Here is a 16,220-nt window from a genome sequence, read left to right as displayed (position 1 = left end):
GAAGTCTGTAGATTAGCCTTCGGCACCTTGTTGTGCCCGAGCACTGGTCGTATCCCATCCCCCCGGGACGATCAGGAAGGTGGCGGGGGACGCCCCCCCTGCTCCCCGCCACCGAGCTCCTCCCAAGACCACCTACCCTTGCACGGTGGAGTCACACGGTCATGGTCACGGACACAGCACTACGCCGGCCCCGCTCAGCCCCCTTGCCGCCCGAATAGTCGTAGGACTTCTCGTCGCGATCGGAATCGCGGTGATCGGAGGCGCGATCGCGCTGTGGCCGAGTCAGCAGCATGCCGAGATCCCGCTTCCGTTTCAGACGTCCGGCGGAGGTGCGGTTCAGTCCGAAGCAGGAACGGTGATCTCGCAGGACATCGGCGCGTGCGGCAGTGCGTCGGCCGGACGGGTCTTCACCGGTAACCCGACGCCACCGGTCTCGGCCGGGTACGAATGCCAGCGCAGCATCGTCACCATCGATTCCGGCCCGAATGCAGGCACCAAGACCCTCATCGAAATCGTCCCTGGCCCAGGGCAGCCCGATTTACGTACCGGCGAGAGTGTCCGGCTGGTCCGCCAGACCGATCCCACCGGGACGACGCAGTACTCGTTCAACGACTATTCGCGCGGACTGCCGCTCGCCGTCATCGTGGGAGTGTTCGCGGTGGTGATCTGCATAGTCGCGCGGTGGCGAGGCTTCCGCGCGCTCATCGGCCTGGTCGTCGCGTTCGCGGTGCTCGTCGGGTTCATGCTGCCTGCACTACTCGACGGCGCACCCGCCATTCCCGTCGCACTCGTCGCCGGTTCGATCATCCTCTACACCGTGCTCTATCTGGCACACGGCGTGAACCTGCGGACCAGTTCGGCACTACTCGGAACGCTCACCTCGATGCTGCTCGCGGCGGTGCTGTCCTACATCGCAATTCGAATGACGCACTTGACGGGTCTGTCGGAGGAGCAGAACACCGACGTCCAGGCCTACATCCAGCATGTCAGCATCACCGGTCTACTGCTGGCCGGATTCATCATCGGATCGCTCGGTGTGCTGAACGACGTCACGATCACGCAGGCGTCGGCGGCGTTCGAGATCGCGTCGGCCGATACACACACCACGCGCCGCCAGATCTTCTCGTCGGCGATGAGGGTCGGCCGCGATCACATTGCGAGCACGGTCTACACACTCGTGCTCGCCTACGCGGGCGGTGCCCTCCCGCTGCTGCTGCTGTTCAGCGTTGCGGGCCGCTCGATTCAGGACGTGCTGACCGGCGACGCCGTCGCCATCGAGATCGTCAGGTCCTCGGTGGGCGGTATCGCGTTGGCACTGGCGGTGCCGTTGACCACCGCGATCGCGGCGATGCTGGCGCGGCCCGGTGGAAGAGAACCGGCTACCGCGACAGCCCCGCCGTCGCCCAGGAAATCCGGAAGGCACTCGCGGTAGCACCCTGACTACGCGCGCACGGCCAGACCGTCATGGACGCTCAGGCCGTTCCGCAGACCTGCATCGGCCGCGACCGCAGCCTCCCAACCCTTGTCCGCGAGCGCGAGCACGTACGGCAGCGTCGCGTTGGTCAGCCCGTAGGTGGAGGTGCGCGGAACCGCGCCCGGCATGTTCGCCACGCAGTAGAACACCGACTCGTGGACGCGGAAGGTCGGGTCGGCATGAGTGGTGGGGTGCGAATCCTCGAAGCAACCGCCCTGATCGATGGCGATGTCGACGAGCACCGAGCCGGGCTTCATACGCTGAACGAGACTGTTGGACACCAACTTCGGAGCCTTCGCGCCCGGAACGAGGACTGCGCCGATCACCATGTCCGCAGCGAGGACAGCTTGCTCGAGCTCGAATGCGTTCGAGACGACGGTCTTGACCGAACCCTGGTAGAGGTCGTCGATCGCGCGCAGAGCCCTGACGTCGAGATCGAGGACCGTGACGTCGGCGCGCATTCCGCGGGCGATGGCGACGGCGTTCCTGCCGGACACCCCCGCACCGATCACGACGACGTTCGCCGGGCGAACCCCGGGAGCTCCGCCCATCAACACGCCGCGTCCGCCGCCGCTCGCCATCATGTGATAGGCGCCCACCTGCGGTGCGAGCCGACCTGCGACCTCACTCATCGGCGCCAGGAGGGGCAACGATCCGTCGGGTGCGGTGACGGTCTCGTACGCGATCGCGGTGGTACCGGACGCCAGCAGCGCGTCGGTGCATTCCTTCGATGCCGCGAGGTGCAGGTAGGTGAACAGCACCTGGCCCTTGCGCAGTCGCGAGTACTCCGCGGCGATCGGCTCCTTGACCTTGAGAAGAAGGTCGGCCGCTGCCCAGACAGCGTTCGCATCGGTGAGAATCTGTGCGCCAGCGGCCTTGAAATCGGCATCGGAGAACGAGGAGCCCACGCCCGCCTCGGTTTCGATGATCACTTCGTGTCCACGCGAGACCAGTTCGTGCACGCCTGCCGGAGTGATCGCCACCCGGTACTCGTGGTTCTTGATCTCGCGTGGAATTCCGATTTTCATTGTTTCCTCCTGAGCTGGGGTTCGACGGATTGTCCCAACTATGAATTATCGGAAGAAATATCAGCAACAGATGTGAACAAGATTCTGTAGATTACAAATATGAGCACAGAAAATTCATTTACGGGTGCGCGAGGCCCCCGGACATCGAATGATGTTCGACGCCCGATGCTCGACGAAATCGACCACATTCTGATCGACGAGCTCCGCCGCGACGCCCGTACGCCCAACAACGCGCTCGCCGCCGCGGCCGGTATCGCGCCGTCCACTGCTCTCGGACGAGTGCGTTCGCTCGTCGAGCGAGGAGTGATTCTCGGATTCCACGCCGAAATCGATCCCGAAGCGCTCGGCCAGGGCATCCAGGCGATGATCTCGGTGCGCCTTCAAGCCGATGCCCGACGCCGGATCAGCGATTTCGGCGAGCAGATCGCCGCGTTGAAGGAGACGTCGAACATCTACTTCATCGCTGGCGCCGACGACTTCCTGATCCACGTCTCGACGGTGGATACGGCGGCGTTGCGTGATTTCGTCGTCGACAACCTCAGCGCGCATCCCGCTGTCGCTGCCACCGAGACGATCCTGATCTTCGAACATGTGCGGCCGCGGAGCAGCGCAGCACGGCCCTGATCGGAGTCAGGGCGCAGGCGGGAACAGCGGTGGCAACGTCGGCAGCGTGAAGTCCGGCAAACCGGGGATCAACGGTGCAGGAGCGGGAGGCGGCGGAGGAGCCGGCGCCGGGGCCGGCGGCTGAACCACGGGCGCCTGCTGCGTCGGCACTTCCTGAGTCTCGGGTTCCGGCTGCGGCACGACGACCTCGGGCACGGGAGCAGGCGCCTCGGTGGTGGTGACGACGGCAGGCGGCGGTACGACGGGCACAACGGGTGCGGCCGGTGCGGCAGGAGGCGGCGTCGTCGCTGCAGCAACACTGGGAGTGGTCGCGGGCGCCTGAGTCTGGGTCTGTGTCTCGGTCACCGATGCCGGTGCGACGTCGGAGCCGCCCTGAGTGAACAAGAAGCCGGCAGCCGCGACGACGGCAGCTGCGGCAACGCCGACCACCGACCAGGTACGAACGAGCCGGCGCTTGCGCTCGTCGTCGTTTTCGCCGTCTTCGTCCTCGTAGTCGGCGTCGAGCCAGTAGACGTTGGACAACGCGAAGTGCGTCGGCGACTCATCGGTCTTCGGCTCGGGCTCTGGCGGCGGCTGGACTGCCGGCGGCGGCGAAGCACGCGGCAGATCCTCCCGCGCGATCGAGATGGTCGGCGTTGCATCCGTCGGCCTCGGCGGCGCTTGCTTCACAGCAGGAGCCTGAGTCACAGGAGCTTGGGCCGACAGTGCGCTCGCGAAGGCGGGCACGGGGTAGCGGTCCACTACCCGCGCCGACAGCGCCGCTCCGCGCGCCGCGACCGACTCCGGCTCATTGGGCGTCAACGCAGGCAGGTCGAGCGAATTTCCGACACGCGAGCGGACGAGTGGAATGCGCGAACCACCGCCGATGAGCACAACCGCGTCGATCGGCACATGGGCGCCGATGAGAACGTTGCGCGCGAACTCGATCGACCCGTCGACCGCATCGGTGATGAGAGATTCGAAACTGTCCCTCGACAGCAGGATCATCCCGCTCGCGTCGGGAAGGCAGACCGCGTCGTTGGTCGAGAGCCGCTCCTTCGCGACGCGGCAGCGACGCTCGAACAGCTCGATGTCCGAGTCGTCCGCGGGCTTGCCGAGACGGGCGAGCTGATTGTCGCGCAGGACGTCGTCGAACAAGTCGCCGCTGAACTCGGTGCTCCGGCTCGATGTGATGACCCGACGCGCTTCGAGATCGACGACACTGACGTTCAGACCGGAGCTGCCGAGGTCGTAGAGCGCAACCGTGGAGTGCCCGGCGGCCTCACCACTGGCGATCAGATATTCGATGACGGCTTCGACCTCGTGGACGAGGTGGTAGTTCTGCAGATGCTGGTGGTCCAACGCCCGTTGCAGGGTGTCGGCCTGGCGTGCGTCCCGGTAGGCGACACCGGTTGCCATCGACGGCTCCGACTCGGCGGCGACTGCGCTGATCGATTCGGCGGCCAGGTACTCGACCTCGTCGTCGACGGTATCGATGACCTGATTCTTGAAGAACAGCGGCTGCGGGGGATCCGAAGGTACGACGCGTGCGAAGGGCGCACCGTTGCGCGGCAGAGCCATACGCACGGCGTGGGCGCCCATGGACACCCCCAGCAAGACAGTCATCGACAGACCTTCGGGTTCGAGTGCGGCGGAGCCAGTAGCGATGCTCCGATTGCGCTCACGCTACCCGGACACGCCTTCGGTTGCGCGTCTCACCTACCGAACTCGGCGCTCAATATGCTCCCTCGCTGGTCGTCACCGCACGGATGGTTCGCGCGATGATCAACAGATCCTGACTCATCGACCAATTCTCGACGTAGGACAGATCCAACCGGACCGATTCTTCCCACGACAGATCCGACCGGCCGCTGACCTGCCACAATCCGGTGATGCCCGGCTTCACGAGCAGCCGTCGGCGCACGTCGGTGTCGTAGGTGTCGACCTCGCGCCGAAGCGGAGGGCGTGGGCCGACGACACTCATCTGCCGCTTGAGAACGTTCAGGAACTGAGGCAGCTCGTCGAGGCTCAGCCGCCTGATGATCTTGCCGACCGTCGTCACGCGGGGATCGTCGCGCATCTTGAACAACACGCCACCGTCGGAGTCGTTCTGGCTGAGCAATGCTTCGAGGTGAACCTCGGCGTCGACGACCATGCTGCGGAACTTGATCATCTCGAACGGCACGCCGTCGAGACCGACGCGTTCGGAGCGGTGAAACACCGGCCCCTTGCTGGTGCACTTCACCGCAACTGCGATGACAGCGATCACCGGCGCCATCAGCAGCAGGGCGCCGAGGGCGAAGACGACGTCGAAGGCGGACTTGGCGAATTTGGACGCGCCGTCGTATTGCGGCTTCTCGACCGTGATGAGGGGAAGATCGGCGGCGGGACGCAGCACGAGGCGCGATGCGGCGGTGTCGACGACGCCAGGTGCAACGACGAGATCCACATCGTGCGGTTCGAGCGCCCACAGCAGTTTCCGAAGTCCGACCGGACCCAGATGCTCGGTTGCGGTGACGGCGACGGTGTCCGCTCCGGAGATGTGGACGGCGTCGAGCACCGAGTTCTCGTCACCGAGTATCGGCACTGATCGCCCGCTCACCGTCACGAAATCGTCTGTGCCGGAAGCATCGTGGGTACAAATTCCGACGACGTGGTAGCCGGCACGCCGGTCGCGCTCGAGCGATCCGATCAAGCCGACGGCGGCATCGGTCGATCCGACGACCAGTACCGACGTGACGGACCGACCTCGGCGACGCTCGCGCACCAGGTGTTTACGCCATGCTCGCCGGGTCACGAGCAGCCCGATGGTGCCCAGCGGGAACGCGATTGCGAGATACCCGCGCGCAACCGGCATTTGAAGCAGCAGACTCCCGAATGCGAGCAATCCGAACAACCGGAACGACGCCGAGAGCACCAGGCGATACTCCTCGGGTCCTGCCCCGACGACACGAGGCGAACGACTACGGAAGACGACGAGCGCGCCGAGCCATCCGAGAACGAGCGCTGCGGTGACCGGCAGATACCCGGTGTCGGCGGTGGCACCGAAACGGATGAAGTGAGCTGCGAGCAGAGACGCCGTCACCACGAGTGTGTCGCTGACGGCAAGACGACGGGAATAGTGGTTCTGCCACGCCGTCCGGGAGCGTCCACGGAGACTTCCGGGAACCGACGGGGCTCTGAGCTCCCTGTCGATGCTGGTCAAGGGCTTGGCCTTCCATCGAGAGCGACTGAGACAAGCGAGGACCGCCGTGTGCCCGGGGCCCCGCCGACCGCCCCCGACGCGGCCGCTGCAGCGCTTGCGGCGTTGCACAGCGACAATAGCAGAAAATACATACTTGTAGATTGTTTAGAGTAACTGTCTCGAGTTCTGCGTCGGTTTCAAGTACTCTGGCGTCCGTTCGACGGACCGGATATCCCCGATTTCGCACAAAACAGACCACTCGACTATATTGATGGTCGGTAGCAGGCAATGGTACGACAGTCCGGGGCTGTCCTCTGTACACGGTCGCTCACACGGTTCGGCGCAATCGACTCGGCACACATCGAGTCCACGTGAAGGAAGCACTGCATGGATCTGACACACCCGGAAACCGCCTCGGTCGTGGGCGAGAACAGCACCACGCTCTGCCGACTGTGCGGCAACACCGAACTACTGAGCGTTCTCGATCTCGGTGCAACCCCTCCGTGCGAGAAGTTCCTCTCGGCCACCGAACTCGACGACGCCGAACAGACCTACCCTCTGCACCTGCGGCTGTGCGAGAACTGCCTCCTTCTCCAGATTCCAGGGCTGATCACTCCCGAGGAGACATTCGTCGAGTACGCCTACTTCTCGTCGTACTCGACCAGCTGGGTCGAGCACGCACGACGCTTCGTCGACGAGACCTCGGACCGGCTGTCGCTCGATTCGTCGTCGTTCGTCGTCGAAGTCGCAAGCAACGACGGGTACCTGCTCCAACACGCCGTTGCGCGGGGAATCCCATGCCTGGGCATCGAGCCGTCGGTCAACGTCGGCCGTGCAGCCGTCGAACGTGGCGTGCCCACCTTGACTGCGTTTCTCACGGAGTCCTCGGCACGCGAAGTCCGTGCCGAGCACGGACCGGCAGATCTGGTCGTCGCGAACAACGTGTACGCCCATATCCCCGATCTGCTCGGATTCACCAGGGCACTGCGAGTTCTCCTGAGTGATCACGGCACGCTGAGCATCGAGGTCCATCACGCGATGGAACTGGTCACGCACGCTCAGTTCGACACCATCTACCACGAGCACTTCCAGTACTACACCGTTCTCGCCGCACGAAATGCGTTGGCCACTGCAGGTTTACAGCTGACCGATGTCGAACTTCTCGGAACTCACGGCGGTTCGATCCGATTGTGGGCACGTCCGATCGAGGCAGGCGCGACACCCACTGCCGCCGTCGAGGAGATCATCGCGGCCGAACGTGCTGCGGGACTGCACGAGCCGGCCGGCTACCTCGATCTGCAGTCTCGCTCGGAGACCGTACGTCAGAATCTGCTGTCGTTCCTGCTGGACTGCAAGAAGGACGGGAAGACCGTCGTCGGCTACGGCGCGCCGGGCAAGGGCAACACACTGCTGAACTTCTGCGGAATTCGACCCGATCTTCTCGCGTACACGGTCGACCGCAATCCGTACAAGCACGGAAAGTTCACTCCAGGAACGCGAATCCCCATTCATCACCCGGACAGGATCGCCGCGGATCGTCCCGACGTGATCCTGGTTCTGCCGTGGAACCTCGAAACCGAGATCACCGCTCAATTGGATTACGTCCACGAATGGGGCGGCCAGATCGTCTATCCCCTTCCCACCCTGCACACGTCGACACCGACCCAGGAGCACTGACATGAAGGTTGTACTTTTCTGCGGCGGATACGGGATGCGTATGCGCAACGACGGCGGGGACACTCTGCCCAAACCGATGCAGCTGGTCGGCCCACGGCCGCTGCTCTGGCACGTCATGCGCTACTACGCGCACTACGGGCACAAGGAGTTCATCCTGTGCCTCGGCTACGGCGGCGAGCAGATCAAGCAGTACTTCCTCGATTACAAGGAAACCGAGTCCAACGACTTCGTGTTGCGCGGTGATTCGGTCGAGCTTCTCGACTCCGACATCGCGGACTGGACCATCACCTTCGTCGACACCGGGCTCGAGTCGCCGATCGGCGAGCGCCTGCGTCGTGTCCGCAAGTACCTCGGCGGCGACAAGTACTTCCTCGCCAACTACGCCGACACACTCACCGACGCGCCGATCGACGACATGATCGCTCGCACGATCGATTCCGGTTCTGCTGCTTCACTTCTGGCGGTTCCGCCGCAGTCGTCCTTCCACTGCATCGACGTCGCGGCCAACGGCGAGGTCAAGCAGATCACGCCGGTCAGCGAGTTCCCCATCTGGGAGAACGGCGGATACTTCACACTCTCGCAGGAAGTCTTCGACCTCATCCCGCCGAACGGCGATCTCGTCGAGGATGCCTGCGGCACACTTGCAGGCCAGGGTCGCCTCCTCGGATACCAGCACGAGGGATTCTGGAAGCCCGCCGACACGTTCAAGGAACGCGCCGAGCTCGATGCCAACTATTACAAGGGCATCCGCCCATGGATGGTGTGGGACAAGCACCCCGAGTCCGAGTCCGAGCCGTCCGGCCTGGTTCCGGTTCCGTGAAGCCACTCGGTCCAGGCCGCGTCGAGCAGATCGCCCTTCTGGCAGCGCACTGCGACGACATCGCCATCGGGGCAGGCGGCACACTGCTGACCCTCGCCAGGGCGAACCCCGGACTGACGGTGCACGCGCTCGTTCTCACCGGAAGCGGAAGTGAACGTGAAGTCGAGGAGAAGGCCGCACTGGCGGCGTTCCTGCCCGGCGCCGACGTGCACCTGACCGTCACCGACATCCCCGACGGCCGCTCGCCCGGGTACTGGGCCGAAGCCAAGGACACGTTGGCCGCGTTCCGTCGAACGTGTGAACCCGACATCGTCTTCGCGCCCCAACGACACGACGCTCACCAGGACCACCGCCAACTGGCGAGCCTGGCTCCGTCCGAGTTCAGAGATCACTCGATACTCGGATACGAGATCCTCAAGTGGGAGTCCGATCTGCCGACACCCACTTTCTACCACCCACTCTCGGCAACGGTGGCACAGGAGAAGGTCGACTTGCTGCACGCGTCGTACCCGTCTCAGGTCGACAAGGATTGGTTCGACGCCGACGCATTTCTCGGCCTCAGCCGCGTCCGCGGAGTCCAATGCAAGTCGCGGTATGCCGAGGCATTCGTCGTCGAGAAAACCGTCATCGATTTCGTAGGAGTTTGACTGATGCGAGTACTGGTCACCGGACATCAAGGCTACCTGGGCACCGTGATGGTCCCCGCCCTCGTCCAAGCAGGTCATTCCGTCGCAGGTCTGGATTCGGGCCTGTTCGCGGACTGCGTTCTCGGACAACCTGTCCACGACCCCGAAACACTGGCGGTCGATCTTCGCGACGTCACCGTCGAGCACTTGACCGGCTTCGACGCCGTCGTACATCTCGCGGCCCTGTCCAACGATCCTCTCGGCGCTCTGGCTCCTGAGATCACCTACGACATCAATCATTTCGCCTCGGTTCGGCTGGCACGCCTGGCGAAGGAGGCAGGCGTCGCCCGCTTCCTCTACGCGTCGACGTGCTCGGTGTACGGTTCGGCAGGCGAGGACCTCGTCACCGAGGACGCACCGCTGCGTCCCCTGACGCCGTACGCCGAGAGCAAGGTCCGTGTCGAGGACGACGTCGCCGCGATGGCCGACGACCATTTCAGCCCCGTATTCCTGCGCAACGCAACAGCGTTCGGATTCTCCCCTCGCCTGCGCGCCGACATCGTGCTGAACAACCTCGTAGGGCACGCGGTTCTGTCGGGTGAGGTCCTCGTGCTCTCCGACGGCACGCCGTGGCGTCCGCTCGTGCATGCGCAGGACATCGCGTCGGCGTTCGTCGAATCGCTTGCCGCGCCGGTCGAGCGCATCCACACCCGCGCATTCAACGTCGGAATCGAGTCCAACAACGTCACCGTCGCCGAGGTCGCCGACGCCGTGGTGCAGACCGTTCCCGACTCGACGCTGCGCATCACCGGTGAGCACGGCGCGGACCCTCGCTCGTACCGCGTCGACTTCTCGGCGATACGCGCAGCGCTACCGGGTTTCGAGGCACGCTGGAGCATTCTCGACGGTGCCCGCGAGTTGTATCGCGAGTACACCGCCGCCGGACTGACGCGTGACGCTTTCACCGGGCAGTTCACGCGCCTGAACAAGTTGAAGGAACTGCAGGAGTCGGGTCGCATCGACGCCGCGATGCGGTTCGTCGACGCGAAGGTCTGATCACCGATGTTCGGCGTGTCAGAACCGCTGCACGGCGTCCTTCCACGTCCCGGCGTTGCGATCACGCGAACTCACGGCCGTCGGCTCGAGCGGCCACTCGATCGCGAGCGTCGGGTCGTCGTATGCGACACCGATGTCCTCGGTCGGATCGTGCGGTCGGTCGATTCGATAGCACACGTCGGCGGTGTCGGTCAGAGCCTGGAAGCCGTGCAGAAGCCCCGGCGGGATGAACAGATGCGTGAATGCGGTGTCGTCCAGCGTGAACGTACGCACCTCGCCGAACGTCGGCGACGTGGGTCGCGTATCCACGACGACGTCGAGTACCGCGCCGTGCGCACACCGGACGAGTTTCGCTTCGCCGCGGCCGAGTCGGCCGTGCATTCCGCGAATCGTTCCGCGAATCGAGCGCGACTGCGAATCCTGGGTGAAGCTCGAGGACGACACGTCGGATCCCTGCACCGCGCGATCGAAGATCTCGGTGTCGAACGTTCTGGTGAAAAAGCCACGTTCGTCTCGGAACGGTTCGGGTACGAAGAGCAGAACGCCCTCGATGTCACTGGTGTCGACTCGCATTCCTCGATCATGTCCGATTTCTCGGTCCGCGTCACGTCGTCCGTGAGATCGTCGTGACCGCGGGCCGGTGCCGCGGCTGCGGGGCGAGCGCACTCGTGACCGTGTTGGATCTGGGATCGGTCCCAGCGGCAGATCACTTTCCGATCCACGACCCAACGAACACGGACCCCGACGCGCGTCATCGCCTCGCGATGTCGCTGTGCACCGAATGCGCGCTGGCGCAACTGTCGGACGACGACACCGTCGCCGACGAGCCGCGCGGAATCGAACCGAAAGCGTTGACCGATCAGGCCGCGGATGCCGTCGACACCGTCGCGCGTGCCGGATGGTTGCGCGGGCGTACCGTCCGTGAGTTCGGCAGCCCCCACGGCGGTACATGGGTTCCGCTCCTGTCCGATCGAGGCTTCCGTGAACTCGACAGCGAGCCTGCCGATGTGGTGCTCGACTGTTTCGGCATCATGCACGACCCTGATCAGAAGGCAGCGTTCGCCGCCCGCGCCGCCGCGTTGACTGCCGACGGTGTGCTGCTGATCCAGTTCCACTCGTTGACCGCCATCGTGGGTGAAGGTCAGTGGAACGCGCTGCGCCACGGACACTTTGCCTACTATTCCCTGACGTCGCTGACGGCGTTGTTGCGCGGCGCCGGGCTGGTGCCGCGGTCGGCATGGACCTTCGAGCTCTACGGCGGAACGATTCTGGTGGCCGCCACACGATCCGGCTCGCCGGACTCCTCGGTCACGACCATCCTCGACCACGAGCGCTCACTCGGCATCGACGACGCGGCGGCGGTGGGCACGTTGCACTCCGCAGCGGACGACGACAGGACGATGCTGCGTGGTTCCCTTGCCGACCTCCGGGACGCGGGAAAGACGGTGTACGCCTATGGCGCTGCGTCGCGGGCGGTGGCACTGCTCGCATTGGCAGGGATCACGCGGTCGCTGCTCGGCGGTGTTGCCGACGCATCCCCGTCCAAACAAGGCAGACGAATGCCGGGCACCGACATTCCGATCATCTCCCCCGCCGCACTGACCGCGGCGAACCCAGACGTCGTACTCCTGACGCTCCCTGATCTGCTGGACGAACTCGACAGGTCGATGCCCGAGCTACACGGCCGATGGTGGCTGCACGGCACGGACATTCGGGAAGGAACTCGATGAGGGGCACCCAGGCACCTTCCCTCGACGGCCATCGCGGATTCGCGAAGTCCATCGAAGCGCAAGCACGGCTCCACGACGTCATCCCCGGCGGCGCCCACACCTATGCCCGCGGCTCGGACCAGTACCCGGACGGCATGGCACCGGTACTCGACGCAGGCGAGGCAGCCCACGTGTGGGATGTCGACGGCAACTGTTACGTCGAGTACGGGATGGGTCTACGTTCGGTGACATTGGGCCACGCGTTCGCCCCCGTCGTCGACGCCGTCGCCGACGCGGCCCGGCGCGGCCACAACTTCAGCAGGCCGACGTTGCTCGAAGCAGAGGTCGCCGAGTCCTTTCTCGACCTCGTCCCGACCGCAGAGATGGTCAAGTTCGGCAAGAACGGCTCGGACGCGACGTCGGCTGCGGTGAAACTCGCCCGAGCGGTGACCGGCAGAGATCTCGTCGCGGTGTGCAGGCAGCCGTTCTTCTCCACCGACGACTGGTTCATCGGCACCACCGAGATGAACGCGGGCATTCCCGCGGCGTATCGCGATCTGACAGTGTCCTTCTCGTACAACGATCTGGATTCGCTGCGCGCTGTTTTCGAGTCGAATCACGGCCGGATCGCGTGTGTGGTGATGGAAGCGGCGACCGGAACCGCGGAGCCGGAACCGGGATTCCTCGAAGGCGTACGTGCCCTGTGCGACAGCGCCGGAACTCTGCTCGTCTTCGACGAGATCATCACCGGATTCCGCTGGGCCGCCGGGGGCGCGCAATCGGTGTACGGGGTCACCCCCGACCTGTCGTCGTGGGGGAAGGCAATGGGCAACGGATTCGCGGTGTCCGCGTTGGCCGGCCGTCGGGAATACATGGAACGCGGCGGTCTACGCACCGATCTCCCGCGCACGTTCCTGATGTCGACGACGTACGGCCCCGAGACCACCTCCCTTGCCGCGATGAAAGCAGTCTTCGCCACCTACCGTACGCAGGATCCTGTCGCCGTCATGGAATCGCGAGGGCAAGCGCTCGCCGACGGCGTGAACGACGCTTCCCGACGCGCAGGCCTGTCCGACTTCGTGACGGTGGTGGGCAGGCCGTCGTGCGAGGTGTTCGTCACTCGCGACGCCGACGGCGTTCCGTCGCAGGCATTTCGGACGCTGTTCCTGCAGGAATTGCTGACGCGTGGTGTCCTCGGACAGTCCTTCGTGATCTCGGCGGCACATACCGAAGCGGACGTGGAGCACACCATCGCTGCGTGCGAGGCGGCGATGATCGTCTACCGCAAAGCGATCGAGGCGGGCACCACCGACGGTCTGCTCAGAGGACGCCCTGTGGCTCCCGCACTGCGGTCGACTGCTCATCCTCGTCGCGAACCGTGATGGACTGCGAGACAGCATCCTCGCGGTCCTCGGACCGGACGATGTAGAACGCCGAGCCCGCGAGCGCGACGAGAATCCACATCAGCAACCAGATCTGCGCAAAGCCGGACACGTCGAGAATCAACGCGATCACGGCTGTGGCGGCAAGAGCACCCGCGATACCTCGTGTCAGCTCGAACATGCCGATGTCACTGCGGCTGTCGGATGCGCGGCGCGCGCGTTCGGAGAATCGCCGCGACGCCACGACTGCGAATCCCAGCGCGGTCGCCAGAAGCAATACGAAGGTCAGCAGGCCGAACACACCCGTCTCCATCAGCCGGCCCAGATACTGATTGTCCAACACCGGATTTCCGCGAGCCGAATACGTCGCGGTGCCCTCGCCGAACCACAGGTGATCGGCGAAGTGTTCCACCACGTAGTCGCGACCGTTGTCGCGAGACTGCAGCGACGAGTCGGTACCGCTCGTGGCGAACACCTGAATGAAGGCGTTGAGCAGCTTCGAGTCGGTGACGTAGGCAACGATCAACGGCACGGCGACGACGGCAACGAGCGTCAGCACCCGGCGCACCGGCCACTTCCACGCCATGAACAACACTGCGACACCGAGTCCCACGACTGCCGAGCGCGACAGGGTCAACGCCGCACCACCGACGAGAATCACCGCGACGAGTGTCCAGTGCCACGACCGACGCCCACGCGCCCGAGCGGAGTACACGACCCCGAGCGCAACGGGGACCAGAACTGTCAGCACGGCGCTCAGCTCGAGTGGATGGCCCGCACTCCCCTGCGGACGCGCGAATCCTTCACGCATGAGGGCTTCGCTCAGCACCGATCCGTGATCCTTGAGCAGGGGCGGCTTGAGCATCGCGGCGACGTCGATACCGGTGCCGTACTGAACGATGGCGAACATCGCACTGATGGCGCCGCCGATGATCAGGGCCTTGGCGACCCATTCGAGGGCCGTGCGCGTTCGAACGACGGTGACGACGAAGAAGAAGGCGGCGACCAACGCGAACTCGGTGATCAGGTTGGTCTGCGAACTCGCCACGATCGCGGAGTCGGTGGGCCGCGACGACAACGAACCGAACGACACCAGACTGGCGGTGGCGTAGAGAACCACTGCGGCCGACAGCAATCCGAGATCGGCGCGAGATCGCTGACCGACGATTCGGGTGAGCACCCACAAAAGGCCGCATCCGAAGAGGATCAACGACGCCGGGCTCAACCCGAGCGCCCCTGGAACGGTGAACGATTGACGCATACCGAGCAGAAGGACAACCGCGACGAGAAGAACCACCGTCCCGAAGGAGACGGCGCGCGGATCGAGATCGAAACGCCGTCCCAGGAACACCACGGTCACCTGCGTGGTCCTCCACCGGTGACAGCCGACCGAGGATAATCGTGATGCTGGGGGCGCATGGGCACATGTACCCGCTCTTCGACGCCGTAGTAGTCGTCGATATCCTGCTCGATCTCGCGCGCAGGCGCGGTGCCGTGCGCACTGCGCGGTGCATGCTCCACCGGGCGGGGGTCCTTCGGCGGTGCCACGTTGAACGGATCGAAACTCTCGCGCTTCGACGAATCCGGCGGCTTCGGCGCGCTGGCCGAATGAATCCGCTCCGGCGGCCGGACCAGCACGCGATCACGCTGCGTCGTAGCCTCCTTCGCCTCAGGCTCTTCAGGCGCAAGCTCTTCAGGCTCAGGCTCTTCAGGGGCAGGCTCTTCAGGGGCAGGGAAGTCTGCGAACTCCGGAATGGTCCAGTGGGTCTGCTCAGCAGCTTCGGGTTCTGCAGTGTCGGGCTCTGCTGTTTCGGGCTCTTTGTGCTCGATCACAGACGGTCGAGCGGCAGACTCAGTCGGTTCGACGCTCTCCACAGGTGTCTCGGCGGGCGTCTGCGCCTTCTGCTCGGCATCGGGAGCCACCGACGTACGCTCACGCCGCCTGTCGAGAAGTGTTCCGAAGATCACGATCCCGAGCAGCCCGACCACCAGCACGGCGAGGCCGTAGGAACCGGCTGCTCGCAGCGGGCTGGTGGGCACGAGGCTGCCCGGTCCGGGCATCACCGCGGCAGTGATGGATGCTTCGGTGTTGGGTCGCACACCCGTCTGAACCTGAAGCTCGGCGAGCGCGACGGACGAGTAGTCGAGCAAGGCCTGTGCCCCCGCCTGCGCGGCCTCGGGAGTGGGCCCGTTGGTGGTGATCAGCAGCTGCGGCGACAGCCGAAGAGCGGACGCCGTATCGCCGAGCGTCGAGGTCACGGTGTACTCGGGCGACGCTCCTGCTTCCTCCACAAGCGCTGCAGCAGCGGATGATTGGAGCATCGTCGCAGTCACGGCAGCGAGCTGGCTCATGTTGTCGTTCAAGTTGACGAACGGGTTGAGCTTGGCGTCGATGTCGCCTGCGCCCGGCGGATAGACCACTGCGACGGCCGAGGACTCGTACGACTCCGTCGACGACATGGCTCCGTACGCGCCTGCGGCCAGAGCACACAGCACTACGACGAGGCATGCCACCCTTCGCCGCAGTGTTGCTTTCACCAATTCGTCGACGTTCACATTTCTGCTTTCGGATCGAGATTGTGGAATGTTACATACTCATTGATACCAGTCCGTGACTGTATTTGCCCCACGATCGGGATACGCAGTAGGCCACTGTGGCTG

At 64.7% G+C, this 16,220-nt stretch carries 14 protein-coding genes; 8 read left to right on the top strand and 6 right to left on the bottom strand.

Going from position 1 to position 16,220, the window contains the following annotated elements; translation table 11 throughout:
• Positions 1–145: 145 nt before the first annotated feature.
• Positions 146–1,432: a YibE/F family protein gene (locus RY1_RS11490; RefSeq protein ID WP_072803667.1), complete on the top strand. Its 1,287-nt coding sequence runs from the start codon at positions 146–148 to the stop codon at positions 1,430–1,432.
• Between the two features lie 8 nt (positions 1,433–1,440).
• Here the strand turns inward: RY1_RS11490 and ald are convergent, their stop codons facing one another.
• Complete coding sequence (gene ald, locus RY1_RS11485; protein ID WP_072803666.1) at positions 1,441–2,502, bottom strand: alanine dehydrogenase; 1,062 nt, start codon at positions 2,500–2,502, stop codon at positions 1,441–1,443.
• A 99-nt stretch (positions 2,503–2,601) separates the two neighbouring features.
• Here ald and RY1_RS11480 point away from each other — a divergent pair, with 99 nt between their 5' ends.
• Positions 2,602–3,126, top strand: coding sequence for an Lrp/AsnC family transcriptional regulator (locus tag RY1_RS11480; protein ID WP_072803665.1), 525 nt, complete (start codon positions 2,602–2,604; stop codon positions 3,124–3,126).
• Between the two features lie 6 nt (positions 3,127–3,132).
• On the opposite strand, the gene RY1_RS11475 is transcribed toward RY1_RS11480, so the two are convergent.
• Positions 3,133–4,731: an Hsp70 family protein gene (locus RY1_RS11475; RefSeq protein ID WP_072803664.1), complete on the bottom strand. Its 1,599-nt coding sequence runs from the start codon at positions 4,729–4,731 to the stop codon at positions 3,133–3,135.
• 109 nt (positions 4,732–4,840) lie between these two features.
• The gene (locus RY1_RS11470; RefSeq protein ID WP_072803663.1) at positions 4,841–6,310 is read right to left on the bottom strand and encodes a sugar transferase; all 1,470 of its coding nucleotides are present in this window, start codon (positions 6,308–6,310) and stop codon (positions 4,841–4,843) included.
• 366 nt (positions 6,311–6,676) lie between these two features.
• On the opposite strand from RY1_RS11470, the gene RY1_RS11465 reads away from it, so the two are divergent.
• From RY1_RS11465 to RY1_RS11450, 4 genes are read left to right on the top strand one after another with little or no spacing between them, the layout of a single operon-like run.
• Complete coding sequence (locus RY1_RS11465; protein ID WP_072803662.1) at positions 6,677–7,966, top strand: class I SAM-dependent methyltransferase; 1,290 nt, start codon at positions 6,677–6,679, stop codon at positions 7,964–7,966.
• Position 7,967: 1 nt separating this feature from the next.
• Positions 7,968–8,786: a glycosyltransferase family protein gene (locus RY1_RS11460; RefSeq protein ID WP_072803661.1), complete on the top strand. Its 819-nt coding sequence runs from the start codon at positions 7,968–7,970 to the stop codon at positions 8,784–8,786.
• Entirely contained in the window at positions 8,783–9,433 is a 651-nt protein-coding gene (locus tag RY1_RS11455; protein ID WP_072803660.1) for a PIG-L deacetylase family protein, read from the top strand. The genes RY1_RS11460 and RY1_RS11455 overlap by 4 nt, the downstream gene beginning before the upstream one ends.
• A gap of 3 nt (positions 9,434–9,436) precedes the next feature.
• Positions 9,437–10,468 (top strand): NAD-dependent epimerase/dehydratase family protein, encoded by a 1,032-nt coding sequence (locus RY1_RS11450; RefSeq protein ID WP_072803659.1) that lies wholly within the window; start codon positions 9,437–9,439, stop codon positions 10,466–10,468.
• Positions 10,469–10,486: 18 nt separating this feature from the next.
• On the opposite strand, the gene RY1_RS11445 is transcribed toward RY1_RS11450, so the two are convergent.
• Positions 10,487–11,041, bottom strand: coding sequence for a dTDP-4-dehydrorhamnose 3,5-epimerase family protein (locus tag RY1_RS11445; RefSeq protein ID WP_072803658.1), 555 nt, complete (start codon positions 11,039–11,041; stop codon positions 10,487–10,489).
• Between the two features lie 95 nt (positions 11,042–11,136).
• Here RY1_RS11445 and RY1_RS11440 point away from each other — a divergent pair, with 95 nt between their 5' ends.
• Positions 11,137–12,198 carry a Rossmann-fold NAD(P)-binding domain-containing protein gene (locus RY1_RS11440; RefSeq protein WP_245819602.1) on the top strand — a complete coding sequence of 354 codons (1,062 nt, stop codon included), beginning with the start codon at positions 11,137–11,139 and terminating at the stop codon, positions 12,196–12,198.
• Positions 12,195–13,559, top strand: coding sequence for a glutamate-1-semialdehyde 2,1-aminomutase (locus RY1_RS11435; RefSeq protein ID WP_072803770.1), 1,365 nt, complete (start codon positions 12,195–12,197; stop codon positions 13,557–13,559). Before RY1_RS11440 ends, RY1_RS11435 begins: the two co-directional genes overlap by 4 nt.
• Here RY1_RS11435 and RY1_RS11430 read toward each other — a convergent pair.
• Both RY1_RS11430 and RY1_RS11425 read right to left on the bottom strand, forming a co-directional pair.
• Positions 13,498–14,919 carry an O-antigen ligase family protein gene (locus RY1_RS11430; protein ID WP_072803656.1) on the bottom strand — a complete coding sequence of 474 codons (1,422 nt, stop codon included), beginning with the start codon at positions 14,917–14,919 and terminating at the stop codon, positions 13,498–13,500. The genes RY1_RS11435 and RY1_RS11430 overlap by 62 nt on opposite strands.
• Entirely contained in the window at positions 14,916–16,115 is a 1,200-nt protein-coding gene (locus RY1_RS11425) for a hypothetical protein (RefSeq protein WP_072803655.1), read from the bottom strand. Before RY1_RS11425 ends, RY1_RS11430 begins: the two co-directional genes overlap by 4 nt.
• Between the last annotated feature and the right edge of the window lie 105 nt (positions 16,116–16,220).

The organism is Rhodococcus yunnanensis NBRC 103083, assembly GCF_001895005.1.
Taxonomy (GTDB): domain Bacteria; phylum Actinomycetota; class Actinomycetes; order Mycobacteriales; family Mycobacteriaceae; genus Rhodococcoides; species Rhodococcoides yunnanense.
Note: the sequence above shows the minus strand (reverse complement) of the source record. Positions and strands in the feature narration are given on the sequence as shown.